Source organism: Herbaspirillum sp. SJZ107 (assembly GCF_006715485.1).
Taxonomy (GTDB): Bacteria; Pseudomonadota; Gammaproteobacteria; order Burkholderiales; family Burkholderiaceae_D; genus Telluria.
Window position 1 is genome coordinate 404,964 of the sequence record NZ_VFNH01000004.1, and the last position, 19,576, is coordinate 424,539.

The 19,576-nt window shown below is 60.1% G+C and carries 10 protein-coding genes; 7 read left to right on the forward strand and 3 right to left on the reverse strand.

The annotated features are described in order from the left end of the window. Positions 1 to 27: 27 nt before the first annotated feature. Entirely contained in the window at positions 28 to 1,125 is a 1,098-nt protein-coding gene (locus tag FBX97_RS24855; protein WP_141837764.1) for a ribonucleotide-diphosphate reductase subunit beta, read from the forward strand. Positions 1,126 to 1,645: 520 nt separating this feature from the next. Here the strand turns inward: FBX97_RS24855 and FBX97_RS24860 are convergent. Continuing rightward, the gene (locus FBX97_RS24860; protein WP_141837767.1) at positions 1,646 to 4,363 is read right to left on the reverse strand and encodes an ankyrin repeat domain-containing protein; all 2,718 of its coding nucleotides are present in this window, start codon (positions 4,361 to 4,363) and stop codon (positions 1,646 to 1,648) included. A gap of 1,603 nt (positions 4,364 to 5,966) precedes the next feature. Here FBX97_RS24860 and mzaA point away from each other — a divergent pair. The 6 genes from mzaA to FBX97_RS24895 are packed head-to-tail and all read left to right on the forward strand — an operon-like array spanning position 5,967 to position 17,922. Beyond that, a complete protein-coding gene (gene mzaA / locus FBX97_RS24870; RefSeq protein ID WP_185748740.1) occupies positions 5,967 to 8,102 on the forward strand; it encodes an MZA anti-phage system associated sigma-70 family RNA polymerase sigma factor MzaA in 2,136 nt (711 codons plus the stop codon). Further along, positions 8,099 to 9,613 carry an MZA anti-phage system associated ATPase MzaB gene (gene mzaB, locus FBX97_RS24875; RefSeq protein ID WP_255517626.1) on the forward strand — a complete coding sequence of 505 codons (1,515 nt, stop codon included), beginning with the start codon at positions 8,099 to 8,101 and terminating at the stop codon, positions 9,611 to 9,613. Before mzaA ends, mzaB begins: the two co-directional genes overlap by 4 nt. Further along, positions 9,610 to 12,456: a Z1 domain-containing protein gene (locus tag FBX97_RS24880; protein WP_141837772.1), complete on the forward strand. Its 2,847-nt coding sequence runs from the start codon at positions 9,610 to 9,612 to the stop codon at positions 12,454 to 12,456. The genes mzaB and FBX97_RS24880 overlap by 4 nt, the downstream gene beginning before the upstream one ends. Further along, entirely contained in the window at positions 12,440 to 13,447 is a 1,008-nt protein-coding gene (gene mzaD, locus FBX97_RS24885) for an MZA anti-phage system associated PD-(D/E)XK motif protein MzaD (RefSeq protein WP_185748741.1), read from the forward strand. Before FBX97_RS24880 ends, mzaD begins: the two co-directional genes overlap by 17 nt. Beyond that, positions 13,448 to 15,253: an MZA anti-phage system associated AIPR family protein MzaE gene (gene mzaE / locus FBX97_RS24890; protein ID WP_141837776.1), complete on the forward strand. Its 1,806-nt coding sequence runs from the start codon at positions 13,448 to 13,450 to the stop codon at positions 15,251 to 15,253. It begins immediately after the preceding gene. After that, positions 15,253 to 17,922, forward strand: a complete 2,670-nt coding sequence (locus FBX97_RS24895) for an AIPR family protein (protein ID WP_141837778.1) — start codon at positions 15,253 to 15,255, stop codon at positions 17,920 to 17,922. The genes mzaE and FBX97_RS24895 overlap by 1 nt, the downstream gene beginning before the upstream one ends. Positions 17,923 to 18,107: 185 nt before the next feature. Here FBX97_RS24895 and FBX97_RS24900 read toward each other — a convergent pair whose 3' ends face one another. Together FBX97_RS24900 and FBX97_RS24905 are read right to left on the reverse strand one after the other, a co-directional pair. Continuing rightward, entirely contained in the window at positions 18,108 to 18,701 is a 594-nt protein-coding gene (locus FBX97_RS24900) for a hypothetical protein (protein WP_141837780.1), read from the reverse strand. Next, positions 18,698 to 19,252 (reverse strand): papain-like cysteine protease family protein, encoded by a 555-nt coding sequence (locus FBX97_RS24905; RefSeq protein WP_141837782.1) that lies wholly within the window; start codon positions 19,250 to 19,252, stop codon positions 18,698 to 18,700. Before FBX97_RS24905 ends, FBX97_RS24900 begins: the two co-directional genes overlap by 4 nt. Positions 19,253 to 19,576 lie beyond the last annotated feature (324 nt).

The window sequence follows — 19,576 nt, forward strand, 5'->3', positions numbered from 1 at the left end:
TGGCCGCCATTTTTCGGGAGTAGCATTATGCTGTCATGGGATGAAGAACCGGCAGAAACTCCTCTCGCCGGACAAAACAGCGAAGGGCTTGCCGCTGCCGACGTCGCTAAGCGCGTGAACGCTGACGACAAGCGCATCATCAACGCCAAGACCGACGTCAACCAGCTGGTCCCGTTCAAGTACAAATGGGCCTGGGACAAGTACCTGGCCGGCTGCGCCAACCACTGGATGCCGCAGGAAGTGAACATGCAGCGCGACATCGAGCTGTGGAAGAACCCGAACGGCCTGACCGAAGACGAGCGCCGCATCGTCAAGCGCAACCTGGGCTTCTTCGTGACCGCCGACTCGCTGGCCGCCAACAACATCGTGCTGGGCACCTACCGCCACATCACGGCGCCGGAATGCCGCCAGTACCTGCTGCGCCAGGCCTTCGAAGAGGCGATCCACACCCACGCCTACCAGTACATCGTCGAGTCGCTTGGCCTAGACGAGAAGGAAATCTTCAACGCCTACAACGAGATCCCGTCGATCCGCGACAAAGACCAGTTCCTGATCCCGTTCATCGAGGTCATCAACGACCCGGAATTCAAGACCGGCACGCTGGAATCGGACCAGAAGCTGCTCAAGTCGATCATCGTGTTTGCCTGCCTGATGGAAGGCCTGTTCTTCTACGTCGGCTTCACGCAGATCCTGGCGCTCGGCCGCCAGAACAAGATGACCGGCGCCGCCGAGCAGTACCAGTACATCCTGCGCGACGAGTCGATGCACTGCAACTTCGGCATCGACCTGATCAACACGATCAAGATGGAAAACCCGCAGCTGTGGACGGCCGAGTTCAAGGAAGACATCAAACAGCTGTTCCTGAAAGCTGTCGAGCTCGAGTACCGCTACGCCGAAGACACCATGCCGCGCGGCGTGCTGGGCCTGAATGCAGCGATGTTCAAGGGCTACCTGCGCTTCATCGCCAACCGCCGCGCCGTCCAGATCGGCCTGGACCCGCTGTTCCCGAACGAGGAAAACCCGTTCCCGTGGATGAGCGAGATGATCGACCTGAAGAAGGAGCGCAACTTCTTCGAGGCGCGCGTGACGGAGTACCAGACGGGTGGTGCATTGAAGTGGGATTGATCTCCAATGCCATCTCAACTGCAGCGTTTGCTACAATGTGATTCTCCATCTAGTGAACGCCAGCGCGTTATTCAATAACTACGTTCCGGCTCCTGTTTCGGGCTCCCGTAAAAGAACTTCACGTTGATAATGGCAACGAGTACCAAGCTTGGAACCGCGCTGCTTACGCGTGAAATGGGGATTGCCTAAGTCGATCATTCGCGCTTACTAATAAAGTCATTGTTAGAGGGCGCAGAGACCGTTGGATGCCCACGATCGATCAACTGCCAGACCGCTGCGATCTTGAATTCCGCTGTGTAACGCTTCCCGCTCGCATCTTTCCTTGTGCCCGACATTATGGCTCAGGAGTCTTTACGATAGCCGCGCAATTCACTTTTGTAATTAAGGACCGTCAAGGGCACGGCGGTGATAGAGGCTGCAGACGATTAGTCTTCGTCTTTGCGCTTATTGTGTCCCTGATAAGATAACCGGTAGTCGAAAGCTTCTTTCTACACGATGCTTGATGTTCCGGCTTTGCCAATCAGCAAGTGAAGGTTTCCAGGTACGAAACGATTGCCCCGAACTCTTCGATCGAACCGATTCGGCGGTTCTGCTGCCGCATGAACTCCCGCCACTCATCGAAATTCTCAAGCAGATCCCGGGCCAATTCGAGTGGCGTCATTCCGGCGCCGTTGTTCTTCTCGAGCCGGCAGGGGAACGCTTCTGTAATGAGCGAAACAGCTTTCAGGTTTCCAAACCGGACAGCGGTATGCAGTGCCGTCTGCTCTTCATCAAAGGTAACCCTGTCGACATCGGGATTCGAATCGAGAATAAGCTCGACGCACTTTGATGAACCGCCACTGACTGCCGCGTGCAATGCCGTTCTGCCGATATAGTCCTGGGCGTCCACGTCCGACAAGCCGACGAGCAATTCAGTCAAATCGGGGTCGCCATTATCGGCCGCAATCATGAGAGGCGTCTGCTGCTTGAAATCGAAAGTCCGAACCTGTTCTGGCCAGAGTTCGGCCAGCAGACGGATCGCCTTTCTCATGGCTGCGCCAGGAAGCTCCCTGCCAGGTCGCAAACCGCCAAGAATCACCGGCATCCGCGCCATTTTATCGAGAGCGGTGAGCTGCTTCATCCAGAGGAGAAGGAGGCTGTCCCTGCGCACATCCTTCACTTTGAGGCGTCGGAGCGTCTTCTCGTGCTGGAGCAGCCAGGACCCGAGTCGTCTCATGTCATCGTCGTGGATCAACTTGACGGAACGGCTGACGAGATCCTTTAGTTCTGCCGCGAACTGGCCACTTCTTGGATCGACACCGTCGTACGGCTTATAGAGTGTGCCCCAGAAAAAATCTTCGCAAAAAACTGCTGTGTCCTCGAACGAACGCGGTCTTCCGGATGCCCACGCAGGTGGAACGAGATGACGGTACAGATAATCCTGGCTCTTGCGATCCAGTCCCCGCATCGCGACTTCCGTCGCCAGGCTCTCCTTTGCGACGTCAGCCTGCAAGGGACCATGATTCCGATCGTGACACGCCTGTAGCGCCGCACGGAAGTCTGCAGCTGCACCCTCGAAGTCGTTCAGCATGAGACGGTGCCGTGCCCTGAATCGGAGAAAAGGGGCTTTCCAGATCCCGGCCGTATCACAGGCCTCGATTTCCTGCAGTAGCGCGTCGTTCCGGGCCCGTGCCTCATCTGTTCGTACCGGAGCGGGGCCGTCAAGCATCATGGCGAGTTCAGTAATCAGTGCGCCGGCGACCTGTGCTGGCGTATCGGCCAGCTCGCGCATCCGGGTGCCTGCCATGGCGCGCACTTCCAACGGAAGGGCGCTCGCCGCCGCCAGCTGGCTCACGACAAGGTAACTGGTCTCCGCGCAAACTGCCTGCCGGACCTCCGAGGCCGGCAGCGTGGCCGCGGCTCTCCGGAGCGCTTCGATGCGTGCATCTTCGTCGGCTTCCGTCTCGAGCATCCGTATTCGTTCGACCACGGTGGACGGAGCTTGGTCAGTTTCGGCAAAGGCGACAAGGTCGGGCAGAGGGGCACCGGGACCAAGCGCCATGAATTGTCTCGTCAGGCGTTCACCGAGCAGCCGGTAACCGAATCCCCTTGCAGAAGGCATGATTGCGAGCAGCAGATCGACCCTGTCCCAAGGCGCGAACCTCGACTCGAACCAGCTGTCCTGTTCGGCGTTGCTGTCCCCGTGTCCGGAAGACTGGATCGTCAGGTTGTACACGGTGTGAAAAAGCGCCAGCAGCGACAACAGCCGGTTCCGTGAAGGGTCGGCGCATCCGGCGTCGACATCCGGGTCGCAAAGTGTCTTCAGAAGTCGTTTGTAAGCATCCTGAGCCATGCGCGCGACGCGCAAGCGCTGGCGTACGGTTTCCATGGATGGCGTCGCGTAGCGGATTGCGAGAGCCCGGACGAACGCATCGTTCTCTTCGCCCGAGCTATTGCCGTCAATAATTGCGTGGAGCTGGGCAGCCCGTAAGGGAAGTTCGTGCGCCAGTATCTCGGGTGCGAGCTGCCTGCGACGCACGAACTCGATTGCAGCGGCAAGCTGTTCGTCTGCCGGGGCGCCGGTGTGCAGATCAAAGCTGCCCCGAAAATCGAGTTCGGCATCGTCATGAAACAGCTCCTCAATCATTTTCGAGCTCTGCGGCAGAGTGCCCTCCAGCCGCCAGCCCTGCAGGGTCCGCAGAGCATTCATGTTCTTGCGCTGCGCGTGCTCGCGCTGCAGCGCGCCCGCTGCCTGTTCAAGCGACTGGTCTCCCAGCAGGTCAAGAAGCCACTCGAGCACACCTTCGACAGGTAGCCGGACTGTGCCGGCGGACTGGTCCCACGTCGGCAGGAACCAGAATGCCCCGCCCGGCATGCCGGCATCGAAGGGAATACCACGCTGGGCGCCGGCGAGATCCCAGAAGGCCAGACGGCGCGCCAGCCCCGGAACCCAGGCGTATGCCAGCATGTGCCACAGTACCTGCTGATGGCTTGCCTCGTGGGTCCAGGTATGCGCAGCAGTCGCGAGATCGAACTCGAACCATTCGCGAATATTTTCCCGGGCATCGGTCCTGGCCTGCTCATCCATTTCGAGTGCCGAGAAAATGTCCGTCAGAAGGGCTTCCGTGAATTCCTTCTGGCGCTGCAGTGGAAAGCCAAGCTGGGTGAACTGGTTGATGTGCTTGGATGCGGGACGCTCCAGTCCGAGGCTCTGGTGAACTTCGAGGAGTATCTGTTCGGGCGAGGGGATACGGGCCATGGTGGTAAAGCAGTGGAGTTGAAGAGGCGCCAGTATCCTGCCAGCACTCGAGGTTTTCCATGAAAGACGGCGTACCCCGGCAAATGATGGTCATCCGGACTGCACCTGCAGGGGTACGCGTTCTTTCATGGACCTGCCCGGGGCGCTGGTAGCAGAATCCTGCCATCGATGCACGTTGCACCGACCCTCCTGCAGCGACATCCCGACTGCAGGCAGTATGTCAACAGGGATCATTCAAGGAGATTCATCATGAGCACACAACCGAATTGGCCGAGCAAGCAGCATGGGCAGAAGTCTGGTGGCGGTCGTGACAACGGTCCGGCCAGGAAGTAGTTACTTCCGGGTCGATTTGCTGCAAGCTTGACGTTCGACGGAAGCAAGAGGGGCCCTCTCCACAAGGAGGCCCCGCATGCCGTTGGTCGCGGAATCCGACGGGTTTCCTGCGCGAGTCGGCGCCCCTTTGCGTCTTCTCGAAAAAAGCGGTCGGTGCTGGCCCCGGAGGGGACGTCTGCCAAGCGCGGTCAGTCTTCGAAGAGCTTGGACAGCCCGTAGCCAACTGCGGCAATGAGCGCGACAGGAGCTGCCGCAGTGATGATGGCGCCCGCAGCCATGCCGCCTCCCACCAGGCTTCCGACAGTGGCCATCCCGGAAGCGATCGCTGCTCCTCCGGCGGTACCGGCGGCGCCCGCCGTCGCCGCAAGGGTAGCTCCGGTAGTGCCTGCCGTCGCACTCATGATTGTTGCCGCGGAAGCACCGATGACGCTGGACGCCGTGGACGCTGCAGTCGCTGCGGTCGCTGCAGCTCCCAGCCCGCCAACCACGCTTGAACTCTTCATTTCACCGCTCATGATCGCTCTAGGTAAATTAAAAAAAGTAGTCAACCGGAAATTTTCTCAGTGCAATACATTCCGATCATAAACCAGTGGCGGCGTGGGGACGATATCGCTGTTCGCGATGGCAAATTTGTCGAGCCTTGCTGTACAACATGGGTCTTATTGACAAGACCCCTGCAAAAACCAAGTCATTCGCATCTGCAGGCACTCACTCTTTGCTGTTGGAATCTAAGCAAAGAACGTTCGCAACTCTCTGGAGCAGACCGAGTCGTCCTTCAGAACGACGTCGCCGGCAGAACTCACGCTCTGTTCGATACTCGTCTCGAGTACAGCGTTCGGGCTGGACTCCCAGACGACATCAGTGGCATGGGTCGTCTTGAATGATCGATTTCGCAGTTTCTATTTCAATATCGCCCGCACGTAACGGAACCGTCACTTGGCGTCAACTTCTTCAAACCTGCAGCCATACCATTGTGCGACAGCATTTGTCGCACAGCACATCATGATTTCTACCCAGCGCGACGACTCGGATCCGGCTTTGACTCGGCCCGCAGAACTGCCGATGCCGAATCCGCAACAGATTGCGAGAAAAACCATGCGGTTTAACGTTCTGTTGTCTTAACCAGCAGCAAATGATGGATAATGCTTTTTCATAACTTGTTTTTCTTTAAGTTAAAGTCTTAGTAGCAAGCAATGCCCCAAGTGTCCTTATACCGTACCTCAACCTGCCAAGTCCTCCCGGTCGGGAGCAGGCAATGCTAGGGACCCTGATGACCGAGAAGAAGCTGGGCGCGCTGTTCCGCCTGGCGATCAGATCCGGTGCCGCCGATGCGATTGCCTTGCATATCCAGCGTGGCGAGCCCGTCAATGGAAGGGATGGCGCCGGACTCACACCTCTGATGCTGGCTGCGATGCACAATCAGCTTGGCGTCTGTGTCAAGCTGCTCGACATCGGAGCTGATCCTGCATTAGTCGACTCCGCTGGCCGCACAGCTCTTGAACTGGCTGCCGGACAAGGACATTCGGCTGTGGCGGATTTACTGTCCGGGTTCGAGCTTCCTGGTCCGGGCTCTCCCGACGTTCCTGGATACGAAACATCTTCGCTGGCGGACGAACAGCCGGTGCCCGGTACGGTGCCCGACGTGCTGATCGAGTCGGTCTCTGTCGAAATTGCTGGACTCACGAAGGTCGTCGCCGCGACGAGCGAAGCGCTGCCCGTCACGCTGCTTGAGGACGCGGATGGGGCCTCGCATGAAGAACCTGACGACGATACCGACGGTTGGCTGCCGGACGAGGCTGTCATTCCACCGTCTCACGACGCCGAGTGTGTAGCGGCTGCCAGCCAGGCTCAGCGATCGCTGTCCACGCATCGTCGCGTGAGTACCGAAACCGATTGGTCCGACATCGAATTCACGCTTCCGGAAATCGTGTTGCAGGTGCCTGCCGTTTCCCACAGCGAAATGCCGGCCATCGAGGAGCTGATCGCGATCGGACTTGGCAACGGTCTCGTCACTGCGGGAGACTTCTGGCATGCGCTGGAATCCGACTGCGGATCACGGATCGACGATGCCGGCGTTGCACTGCAGCGTGTGCTGGACGACCTGGGCATCTTCCTGGAAAACCGAAGTCGTACGTTCAGTACACGGCCGGCCGTGAACCCGGAAGAAGTCCTCGAGGCGCTCGACGCATTCGAGGAGTATCTGCCGGAACCAGCGGACCCGGCCGTCTATCACCTCGCCAGCGCACGAAAGTCCGAACTCATCAAGCGCCAGGACGAGGAACGGATCGGCCGTCGCATGGACATGGCGCTCGGATCGCTGACCCGGGCGCTCGTATCGCTTCCCGAGAGCGATTGGCAGATGGTCTTCCGTGCGGACGTGTCGCCCGATGCGAGTGGCGAGAGCCCTGAGGAGGGTGACGAATTCGCGGGCACGACGAACGGAACGAACGACGTGGAGGACGATGCGGACAACGGGCAGCTCGACTTCCGCACTTACGTTGCGCGTATCAGGAGCGGCATGGCCGAATACGGTCGGGAAGCCGCAGTTCCGAGGCCACGGCCCCAGGAGCTGACCAGGCTGCTCGAACTCGGGAAGGAGCACGTGTCGGCACTGGCCGGCAACATTGTCGACGCCGTCGACAGCTACGAGCGCGCGCGTGACCAGCTCGTTCTCGCCAACCTGCGCCTGACAGTGCACATCGCGTACAGCTTTCGTGGACGCGGCCTGCCACTGGAAGATCTCATCCAGGACGGCCATCTTGGGCTGATGCGCGCTGCCGAGAGGTTCGACTTCCGACGCGGCTTCAAGTTTTCCACCTACGCGACTGCATGGGTACGCCAGAGCATCGGTCGGGGTCTGGCCGACACCGCGCGAACAATTCGAATGCCCGTGCATATGGTTGAAAAGGTCAACCTGATCGACCGCACGCGTCGTGACCTGAGCCGAGGACGCGACCGCGGCGCTTCCGTCTACGAGATCGCGGAACGGTTGTCGTTGACCGCGGAGAGCGTGCAGCGGATCGTCGGCCTGGATAGGCAGGTGTTTTCCCTTGACGATTGCGGTACCGATGACGCTCCGGATACCCCGTCCCCGTTTTCGATTGTGGATCCAGCGCCCGATCCGTTCAAGGTCGCTGCAGATCGAAGCTTGTCGCTCGCGATCGAAAAGTTGTTTGGCGAACTCAAGAACCGCGAGAGCAAGGTGCTGGCCCTTCGATTCGGCCTTGGCGGACTCGACCCCATGACGCTCGAGGAAGTCGGCACCGCTTTCGATGTCACGCGAGAGCGTATTCGCCAGATCGAAGCAAAGGCCATTGGCAAGCTGCGGCATCGCTCGCGAGCCGAGGTCCTGCTTCCGTATCTCGATGCCGCGCCAACCAGGGAAGAACCGGAGGAAGAATCATGAGCAGAGCGGGTTTTCGCCATGCACCGCCACGCGCAGTGGCGATGATCGAGGCGTTGCGTGGCCTCGGCTACAGTACCGCGACGGCGCTGGCGGACATCATCGACAACAGCATTGCCGCCGGCGCGACGACCGTCGATCTGACCTTCGTCTGGAACGGACCCGGGAGCAGCGTCCGCATCGAGGATGATGGACACGGGATGAGCGCTGCGGAACTCGACTCGGCAATGCGCCTGGGGGACAGGAATCCGCTGGACCAGCGCAGCGAAAACGACCTGGGCCGCTTCGGTCTCGGGCTCAAGACCGCGTCTTTCTCGCAGTGTCGCCGTCTCACGGTGGCGACCACCGGGAAGGACGGGCTGCAGTGCCTGCGCTGGGATCTCGATGTACTGGCGGCGAGTACGGATGACGGCTGGCATCTGCTGGAAGGGCCGGACGACAGCGCTGCCGCACTGGTCGCCGACTTCGGCACGCGCAAAAAGGGCACGCTGGTGCTGTGGGAGGTTCTGGACCGCATCGTCTCCGATGGCTTCCGGGAACAGGATTTCCTTGACCTGATCGACCGGGTCGAGCGTCATCTCTCGATGGTATTCCACCGCTACCTGGAAGGGGCACGTCCTCTGCTGCGGTTGCGCATTGCGGGCAAGAGCATCGCACCATGGGATCCGTTCCTGAGCGGTCACCCGGCCAAGCCCTGGCATTCTCCACCCGCGTCCGCACCAGGAATGCCGGGCGTCGAGGTGGAGTGTCATGTCCTGCCTCACAAGGACCGCTTGAGCGCGAAGGAATTCGAGTCGGCGCAAGGGCCGGACGGCTGGACCGCACAGCAGGGGTTCTACGTGTATCGCAACCAGCGCCTGCTCGTGGCCGGCAGCTGGCTCGGACTCGGTCAGGGGCGGGGCTGGACCAAGGATGAGGCCCATCGGCTCGCACGCATCCGTCTGGACATCCCGAACTCCGCCGACGCCGCGTGGAAGATCGACATCCGCAAGTCGACCGCGAGGCCGCCAGTCGAGATCCGGGCCTGGCTCGCGAAGCTGGCCGACGACACCCGGGCCAGGGCCCGGCGTGCGTTCGCGATGCGCGGGCAGGCTCCCCGCACCAGGAACGGCGAAGTGGTAAGCCAGGTCTGGCAGTCGCATCATTTTTCGGGCGGCATGCGCTACCGGATCGACACGACCCATCCGGCCGTACGTGCGGTGCTGGACGACGCGAAGGGGCTGGCACCGCAGGTGCTGGCGATGCTGCGGATTATCGAGGAAACCGTGCCGGTGCAGCGCATCTGGATCGACACGGCCGAGCAGCGCGAAACTCCGCGAACCGGCTTTGCTGGCGAGCCTGCGGCGGCGGTGATGGACGTGCTGAAGATCATGTACAGGAACATGGTGCAGCTCAAGGGAATGTCGCCATCGCAGGCCCGCAGCCGTCTCCTGCTGACCGAACCATTCCAGAACCATCCCGAGCTGGTGGCTGCGCTGCCGGACGATCCAACCGAACAGGAACAGAAGCAATGACATCGCAGGCAGATGCCAACAAGGCAAGCGTCATCAAGATCGTGCAGGAATTGCTCTTCAATGAGCCCGACAAGAGTGCGATCACGCCGGCACTCATCGGGCAGAAGATCGATCTTGCCCTGATGATCAATCCGGGGTGGGCAGAAGGACTCGACCGGAACGCGGTATCGGACGAGCTGATCCGCCGCTTCAGCGTATGGCGTGCCCAGGACACCGCGCTGGAAAACGAGGAGGGGCACGAGCCCTGGCTGACCCCCGAGCGCAAGAAGGACTGGCGCTACTGGCAGCGTTATCGCGAGATGCAGGAAGCAAAGCTCCCCTGGCAGGCCGTGGATGGACTGGACAAATCCACCGATCGCATCCTGGGCATGCTGGAAGACCCGCGACGCAAGGGCCCCTGGGACCGCCGCGGACTCGTCGTGGGACACGTCCAGTCGGGCAAGACCGGCAGCTACACCGGCCTGATCTGCAAGGCGGCGGATGCGGGATACAAGATCATCATCGTGCTCGCGGGCCTGCACAACAATCTGCGCACGCAGACGCAGATTCGCCTGGACGAAGGTTTTCTTGGGTTCGAGACCGACCCGAACGCGGAGGGCATGCGCCTGGTCGGTGTCGGCAGAATCGACCAGGACCCCTCGATTCGACCCAACTACGCGACCAATCGTACCGAAAAAGGCGATTTCATCGCCGGCAATATCCGCAATCTCGGCGTATCGCCCGAGGCGCTGCCCTGGCTGTTCGTCGTCAAGAAGAACAAGACCGTGCTCAATCGCCTGCTGAAGTGGATCAGGACCCACGTTGCGGATGCTACCGACCCGGCCACCGGGCGCAAGGTCGTGACCCATCTGCCGCTGCTGATCGTCGACGACGAGGCAGACCACGCTTCCGTCGACACCGGCGAGCAGTTCTTCGACGAGAACGGCAAGACGGAGGAGGACTACGAGCCCAAGGCCATCAATGGACTGATCCGGCGCATTCTGCACGCCTTCCAGCGAAAGGCGTACGTGGGATATACGGCCACGCCATTCGCCAACATCTTCATTCACGAGCGTGGCGAGACGAAGGAGGAGGGGCCGGATCTGTTCCCGGCCGCCTTCATCCACAATCTGGGCGCGCCGTCGAATTACGTCGGGCCGGCGCGGGTCTTCGGCCTCGACAATGGCGAGATCCGGGAAGGCGCTCTTCCCCTGGTTCGGGAAGTCGCGGATCACTGCGGCGAGGATGGAAAATCCGGATGGATGCCCACCGGTCACAAGAAGACTCACGTACCGCCGTATCCGGACGATACGGGCCTGCCTGCGTCACTGCAGGAAGCGATCGATGCATTCGTCCTGACCTGCGCGATTCGGCACCTGCGCGGTCAGAAGGGCGAGCACAGTTCGATGCTCGTGCACGTCACGCGCTTCAATGACGTGCAGCGCGAAGTGCATGCTCGTGTCGAAGCTCTGATCCGGGGCATGGACCAGCGACTGTCGCGCAGGATCGGGCACGAGCCGGTGCTCGCGCGTCTGCACGAACTGTGGCAGCGCGATTTCGTGCTCACCACCGAGGAGCTCGCAGCGAACGTGCCGGACGCGGGACCGTACTCCGTCGACGACTGGGATGCGATCGCCGGGATCCTCCCGTACATGGTCAGCGAAATCAGCGTTCGGGTCATCAACGGTACTGCAGGCGATGTGCTCGACTACGCGGACGCGGCAGACGGACTGAAGGTCATTGCCATCGGTGGCGACAAGCTGGCGCGGGGCCTGACACTGGAAGGACTGTGCACCAGCTACTTCCTGCGCGCGTCGCAGATGTACGACACGCTCATGCAGATGGGGCGCTGGTTCGGCTATCGCCCGGGCTATCTCGACCTGTGCCGGCTATACACGACCGCCGAGCTGGTCGAATGGTTCGAACACATTGCGGACGCCGCCGAAGAGCTGCGGGACGAGTTCGACATGATGGTCGAAAGCGGTGGCAAACCGCGCGACTACGGTCTCAAGGTGGTGTCGCATCCGGTGCTGATGGTAACGTCGCGCCTCAAGATGCGTGCGGCGAAGACCCTGAACCTGTCGTTCAGCGGATGCGTGGTGGAGACGATCTCGCTGCACCGTGACGAGGCGCGAATCGGCAGCAACTTCCAGGCGCTGAAGGACCTGATCTCGGTTCTGCCCCAGGGCGACGTGAATCCCGTGCAGGAGCGACCCGGTGGGTCGGATCAATGGAATGGCGTTGTGTGGAACGGTGTCGGGCACGAACACGTCACGGACTTCCTCGGTGCCTACAGTACCCATCCGGCTGCATTGAAGGTGAACAGCCTGGCCATCAGGGAATTCATCTCCTCCATGGTGAAGGAAGGGGAGCTGACCCAGTGGACAGTAGCGCTGGTCGGGGGCGGTGTGACCGACAAGGCGTCGGATATCGAAGGTCTCCAGGTGAGGCGCACGAAGCGCAAGGCCAGTGCACCCGATACCGATCGCTATTCGATCGGCCGGCTTCTGTCCCCGCGGGACGAAGCCATCGACTTCGATCGGGATGCCTGGCAGGCCGCGCTGGAGCTGACGCGGAAGATCTGGGCCGAACACGCAGCGCCGACCAGGAAGCACGAAGAACCCGAGGTCCCGAGCGGGCCGGCTCTGCGCAAGGTGCGAGGCCACGGCGCTCCGGGTGTCGATGCCCATCCGGAGCGCGGGCTTCTGCTCATCTACCTGCTCGAGCTGGGGGACATTGCGGATCCGCCGTCGATGCCGGTCGTTGCCTTCGGCATCAGCTTCCCGGGCAGCAAGTCGGGTACGAAGGTGGCGTACAAGGTCAACAATGTCCTCTGGGAGCAGGAATATGCCGACGCCGCTTAACGAAGAGCTTGCCGGTGCTTGGCGCGCGCTCTCCGGTGGCACGCATTCGGAGAGCGGCTGGCGCAGCATTGCAGTCTCGGGCCTGGATGGAAGCCGACTCCAGGCTGCCCGGAAATTTCCGGAAAATCGGGAAGCGCTTCTGATCGGATTCGAATCGGCGACGTTGCCTCCGGCCCCGAATCTTCCTTCCGCAACCGGATTCCGGGTCGAGCGGATCGCGCCCGGCCTGCCCGGCGACTGGCTCGCACTGGTGCGCCAGGAAGAGGGCGGTATCGAACTGTTCGCCCGCATGGCTTCCGACGTCGTCGCCATGATCGCCGCCAGCGCGGCGGCCACGCATCAGCGTCAGCTGCAGTTGTTCCTGGGGCGAGTGCGGGCGTGGCAGCAGTTCATGAGCAGGAGTATGACGGGATTGAGCCCCGAGGCCGAGCTGGGGCTCGCCGGTGAACTGGTGTGCCTCGACATGCTGATCGATGCCGGCGTCGATGCGCACGCGGCTGTCGAAGGATGGAAGGGGCCACTCGACGGACTGCAGGACTTCGAGATCGGCAGTAGCGCCATCGAAGTGAAAAGCACGCTGTCTCACGACGGCTTTCCGGCGACCATCCTGTCGCTCGAGCAGCTGGACGATTCGACGCGACAGCCGCTTTTCATCCTCGGCTGCCGGTTTGCCGTCGCGGCCGAGGGTCTGACGCTGAGCGAGAGAGTGCACGCTCTGCGCCTCGTGCTCGAGAGTGATCCTGCTGCGTCAGGCAGGTTCGAGAACGCGCTGCTTCAAGCCGGCTACGTCGATGCGCACGCCGAACATTACACACGACGCCTGGTCGTGTCCGAATCACGGTTCGTGCTTGTGGACGAGACGTTTCCGCGCCTGGTCACCGGGAACGTGCCCGCTGCAATAAGGCGGGTGCGCTACGAACTGGATCTCGACGCCACCGGCGCGCGCGCATTCTCTCTCGGGAATGTGCTGGAACTTACAGGAGCAGTCTGAATGGAACTGATCGAATTTTTGCGTGACACCCAGCTGGAAGTGCGGGGCGAGCTGGCGGCACGGGCGGCGGAGGCAAGCGAGGAAACGCCGTTTCCCGAACTCGTGTTCACCGAGGTCGTCACGAGGCACATGGCCGACATCGGCATGACGTTCGAACCGCAGATCTGTCGCTACATGGCCCGCATCGGCAACAGCACGTTGCGGCTGAGTGGCTTCGCGATCTCGGATGACCTCGACCAGCTCGACCTGTATGTCAGTCTCTACGACGGCTGCGACGCGGTGACGTCCATTCCGGATTCGGAAACGACGCGTGCCGCAGGCCAGTGCGCGAAATTTCTCGAAGAATGCGTGTCCGGCGCCCTGCTGCGCAAGATGGACCAGTCGCACGACGCCTATCCACTCGTGCAGACGATCGAACAGGCCTATCCGTCCCTGGAGCAGATCCGGGTCTACGTTCTGACCGATCGGAAGGCGAAGACCCGTACCTTCCAGGCCCGTGAAATCCAGGGCAAGACGATCAAGCTGGAGGTCATGGACATCGAGCGCCTGTTCAACCACTGGCAGAGCGGCAAGCCGCGCGATGAACTGGTCGTGAACTTCAGCAACGATTGTGGCGGCCCGCTGCCATGTGTCTGGGTGTCGGGCGACGATGCGGAATACGATTACGCGCTGACCGCGATTCCCGGGGAAGCCTTGCGCCACCTGTACGAAAAGTACGGCCCGCGCATCCTGGAGGCGAACGTGAGGTCGTTCCTCAGCCAGACCAACAAGGTCAACAGGGGAATCCGTGACACGCTGCGCGAGCAGCCGGAGCGGTTCATGGCCTACAACAACGGCGTGGTCATCGTCGCCGACGAAGCGAACCTCGAGCGTGCCGCCGACGGCAGCCCGGGCATCGCCTGGCTGAAGGGCATGCAGGTCGTGAACGGCGGACAGACGATGGCGTCGATCTTCTTCACTCGCAAGAAGTACGCCGGCGTCGACCTGAGCAAGGTGCGCGTGCCTGCCAAGATCATCGTGCTGCGGCGTACGGACGAACTCTCGGAAGACGGTCTGATCGCGGACATCTCCCGGTACGCGAACTCGCAGAGTGCGGTGAAGGGATCCGACCTTTTCGCGAACAAGCCCTTCCAGGTACAGATGGAAAAGCTGGCCATGACGACGTATTGCCCGGATGGCGTGAGCCGCTGGTACTACGAACGCGCGGCCGGCAGCTACAAGGTGATGCTCGATCGCGAAGCGAAGTCGGCGGCCGATCGCCGTCGCCTCCAGGAGTCGATGCCGCCCGCGCGCAAGCTGACCAAGACCGATTTTGCCAAGTATCTGTGCGCCTGGATGCAGATGCCCGACCTGGTCAGCCTGGGCGGGCAGAAGGCGTTCCCGGCCTTCATGAAACATATGACGCCCGACGACAGCGAGACGGTCGCGCTTCCGGATGTGGCGCAGTACAAGCGCATGATCGCCCAGGTCATCATCTTCAAGTCGGCGGAGAGGCTGATCAAGCCGCGGTTCCCCGCTTTCAAGGCAAACGTCACGGCCTACACGGTGGCGCTGGTGTCGCACCTGCTGGGAGACAGGATCGGTCTGGACGCCATCTGGGAGCGCCAGTCGATCTCGCCGCAGCTCGGAAAACAGATCCTCGTCTGGGCGGACGAAGTCCACGCCCTGCTGCAGGAAAGCGCAAAGGGACGCATGATCTCCGAGTGGGCCAAGCGAAAGGATTGTTGGGAAGTCATGCTGGATCACGTCTGGTCCGTGCCGGACATGAGCATTCCCGAACTGATCGCCGTACGCAAGGCCGCCTGATGAACAACGCCGATTCGAACATGCTGCTGAAGGATTTTCTCGCGGTCGTGCACGGTGAAGTGCGTGACCGACTCGCCATGCGGACCGTCGTGAACGGCGGTCGGGTGCAGTTCGAGGAACTTGCGTTCGTCGAAGTCTTCGCAGGCTACATGGCCGAGCGCGGGATCACTTTCGAACCGCAGCCGTGCCGCTTCGTGGCGACCGTGGATGGACAGGTGCTCCGGCTGAGCGGCTATGCGCTGTCCGAGGCGCTGGATCGCCTCGACCTTCTGGTCACGGTCTATGCCGGAGAGAACGAGCCCCGGACGATGCCGGAAGAAACTGCTCTGGAGGCGATCGCGCAGTGCGGACGCTTCCTCGAGCTGGCAGCCACCGGGACTCTCGCCGAACACGTCGACGAGAGCCATGACGCATTCCCGCTGATCTCGACGATTGCCGCAGCATGGAACGACATTCGACAGGTCCGCATTCATGTCCTGACCGATCTGTGTGCGAGAACGCTGGATGCGCCCGATCTCGACATCATCGGTCGCCCGGTTCCCGTGGAGGTTTTCGACATCGAACGGGTATTCGATCAGCGCGAGGACGCCGAACTTCATCATCGCTTTCTTGCGCTGACGGCCTTCAGGCATGACTGGCTCGCCACGATCGGCGAAGTCGCGCTGGAGGAAGGGGAAGACGAGGAAGCGGCTTTCGTCGATGACGCCGGCAGGCGACTGACGGAGGCGGAAGAATTCAGCGACTTCCAGCGCTGTCGTCTTGCGCGATCGATGCCGGGACAGCCGGACATTCGGGTCGACGGCTACGCATTCGATGATGCCGACGGATCGCTGGCTCTGGTCATTGCCGATTTCTGCGGCACTCCGGAAACGGGGACCATCACGGACGATGAAGCGAGAGTGCTGTTCGAAATGGCGGAAGGCTTCGCCGTCGCCGCATTCGCGGGCGACCTGTCCAGGCAGGGCAACCCGCAGGGCGATCCCGGTATCGGTCTCGCTGCCGACATGGTGCGCCAGCAGGCCACCATTTCCCGGTTGCGTCTCTACCTCGTTACCGATCGCCTGGCCGATTTCGCCGATCAGGCACCCGAGGGTGTCGCACCTGCCGGGATTGCGGTCGAGCGCCACACCTGGGATGTCGCCCGATTCCACCGTGCCTGGGTGTCCGACAGTGGCAGGGACGACCTGGAGGTGGACTTCCGCAGCAGCAGCGGCAGCGGAATCGCGGCACTGCATGCCGGTTCTTCGGAGGATTACGAGGGGTATCTTTGCACCGTCTCCGGCGCCGTGCTGGCATCGATCTACGAGCGTCATGGCAGCCGGGTGCTGGAAGGGAACGTCCGCTCGTTCCTGAGCACCAAGGGCAAGATCAACTCGGGCATTCAGCAGACCATTGCCGAAAAGCCGGCGATGTTCTTCGCTTATAACAACGGGATTGCCGCGACCGCGGAATCCGTGGAATTCGACGAGCACACTTCGAGGATAGTCAGGGCGACCAACCTCCAGATCGTGAACGGCGGCCAGACCACCGCGTCACTTGCCGCTGCAGCCCGCGCGGGCCACGACCTGGCGAAGGTATGGGTGCAGATGAAACTGTCCGTCCTGCCGCCTTCTCGCAGCCCGGAGCTGATACCGCTGATTGCCCGATTCGCCAACAGCCAGAACAAGGTCAACGAATCCGATTTTTTCGCCAATCATCCGTACCATCTGCGGCTGGAGCAGCTCTCGAAGCAGGTGCAGGCGCCGGCCGTGAACGGGGATGTCCCGACCCGCTGGTATTACGAGCGCTCGCGCGGACAGTATGTCAACGATCAGAAGAACCTGAGCAAGGATGCGGCAAAGGATTTCCTGCGCAGGAACCCGAAGGCGCAGCTGCTGACCAAGCTGGATATCGCCAAGCTCGAGAATACCTGGAAGGGGTTGCCGCACAAGGTGAGTGCCGGGGCGCAGAAGAATTTCGTCTTCTTTGCCGGGTGGCTGGCCAAACGCTGGACCGAGAACGACGCTGCTTTCGACGAGCAGTACTTCAGGGACCTGGTCGCGATGGCAATCCTGTTCCGGCAGACGGAACTGATCGTGAAGGATCAGCCCTGGTACGAGGGCGCATACCGGCCGAACATCGTGACATACGCGCTGGCAGTGCTGCAGTTCTCGGTGCTGAAGTCGGGCAAAGGGAAACAGCTCGATCTCGGTGCGATCTGGGCACGGCAGAACGTGTCCGCGGCGCTGCGCGCGCAGATCGCATCGAGCGCTCGGGCCGTGTTCGGCGTCCTCACCGATCCCGATCGCCCGAAGGCAAACGTGACCGAGTGGGCGAAGCAGGAGGCCTGCTGGGAAAGGGCGCGGGATGCTGCCGCACCGCTCGGCGAAAAGCTGATTGATGAGCTGTTCGATCCGGTCCTGCAAAAATATGCGAGCGGAAGCGGAATTCAGCAGATTGGATACGGGGTGTTCGCCAGAACAGCGGTGCTGGGAATTCGACCGGCGCAGTGGCAGGAGCTGATGGAGTGGGGCAGCGAGCGTGGCTTGCTCGACTCCCGCGACGAGCGCTTGCTCAGGACTGCCGGTCGCATTCCAAGATTTGTTCCTTCCGTCAAGGAGTGCGAGCAGATCTGGAGTATAAGGTCCAAGCTGATTCAGCAGGGTTTTTCGGACAAGTCGGAGGTTTAGAACGTTCCTACGCTTTACATGGTGGCCAGGCACGGACGTGGAGAGGATGAGTCAATACGGCGCGATCAATGCGCCAAACGAACTTGGCCAAACAATCAACTCGGTTGATTTTCCAGGAACCTCAAACAATTTTGGCTTGCGCAGTGTTGCTCGGGCATTGATCAGTAAAGCAGCGTTTCCTGGAATCATAGCAGTCGCAAGTCTGCGATATAGTCAAAAATCTCCTGAATCTTGTAGGCCTGTTTTTCCTTGAACGGAACTTCACGATAAGGCCCGACTGACAGCGGTATGTACGTCAGCTCGGTGCCTTTCGGTCTTAAAAGCAATCCCTCACAGCTTGATCTTGGCAAGGTCAGCCATCGAACTTGCGACTGCGCCTGCATGCCCAACTGCAGCAGAACGTCCAGATGATCAAACGACGATGACGAATGCAGTTTTGGCATGTCACGGTTTGGTAATGGGCGGTCAGCGGAAATTTTCAATTGTTCAATTTTATTTTCGATTCCTTTTATCGTCACGATATGGTGATCGCGTAATGCTGAATCAAGGATGAGGTTTGCAGTTTTCACGGCCCAAGGCGAGTGTTCGGTTGGCGATCTGCCTTTCCTGTCGAAGCTCCACTCTCGCATGGAAACATCCAGTTCATACTCGAGCGTCAAATCGTCTTGCAGAATTTCATGATGGTTTATATGGACATGAAGAGCAAGTGTGTGTTTAACGAGCTCACGAATCCTTATGAGCGTGTCAGGAGAATAATTCAGAAATAATCTTTTATTCATTTCTTGGCTATCCAGGTGTCAATCCAGGGATTTCCATTTCCCATGCAAAAATCGACCAGATCCACTAGTTCCCCTTTGTGCTTGTCAGGATCGTTGACAACAATAAGCGTGCTTGCTGAAGGAAATTTAACAACAATTCCGGAAATGATCATTACGTGTCCTGTATCATCTCCGTAATCTCTATATACCATCAAAGGCTGCTTTTGCTGGAGATAAGAAGTTATGGTGCCACTATTTGCATAAGCTGATAGTTGGACGCTTTGCTTGTATCCGAGCTTTATCAAGTCCGAGAGATAGTTGTCCTTTTCCCTGCGTCGGTCGCAACTCGTGCATGGCGTCAATTCACAGTGTTGAATCTTGCATGTGGGATTTTGCAGGGCTAGAAAACGCTTGAATTTTTGGGGCTGCTTGGTATGGTAATTTTCAAGCATTCGATAGCATCCTGCCCAGCACGTGAATTCGCCACTCTTTGGAGCGTGGCGAAAGTTCAAAGTGGTACACAACATCTGCTTGACGAGCAGTTTGATTTCTTTTCCAGTTAAGCTTGCCATTGTCTGATTAAAGTTGTTCCGATATGTCGGGTCATGGCGTTGCTGAAATGTGTCTCTGACCTCGCTTGAAATTAAAAAATTTCCTTTGCATGTTCTGTCGAGTTTTGGATATTATATTTTGAAAAGTCTGCGAACGAGCTTTGGTCGACTTGAGCGTTGCTTGGCTGCGACAGATCAAGAAAAAATTAATGTGCATGACCTGTTAGCAGATATTCTGTTGATGTGGCATATGTAATTGAGTGTCAACCTGTACATAAAACCCGCAACTTCTCGCGCATCATTCGGCTGTTCCCACAACTCCCTGATCGCTGAAGATGCTGCATT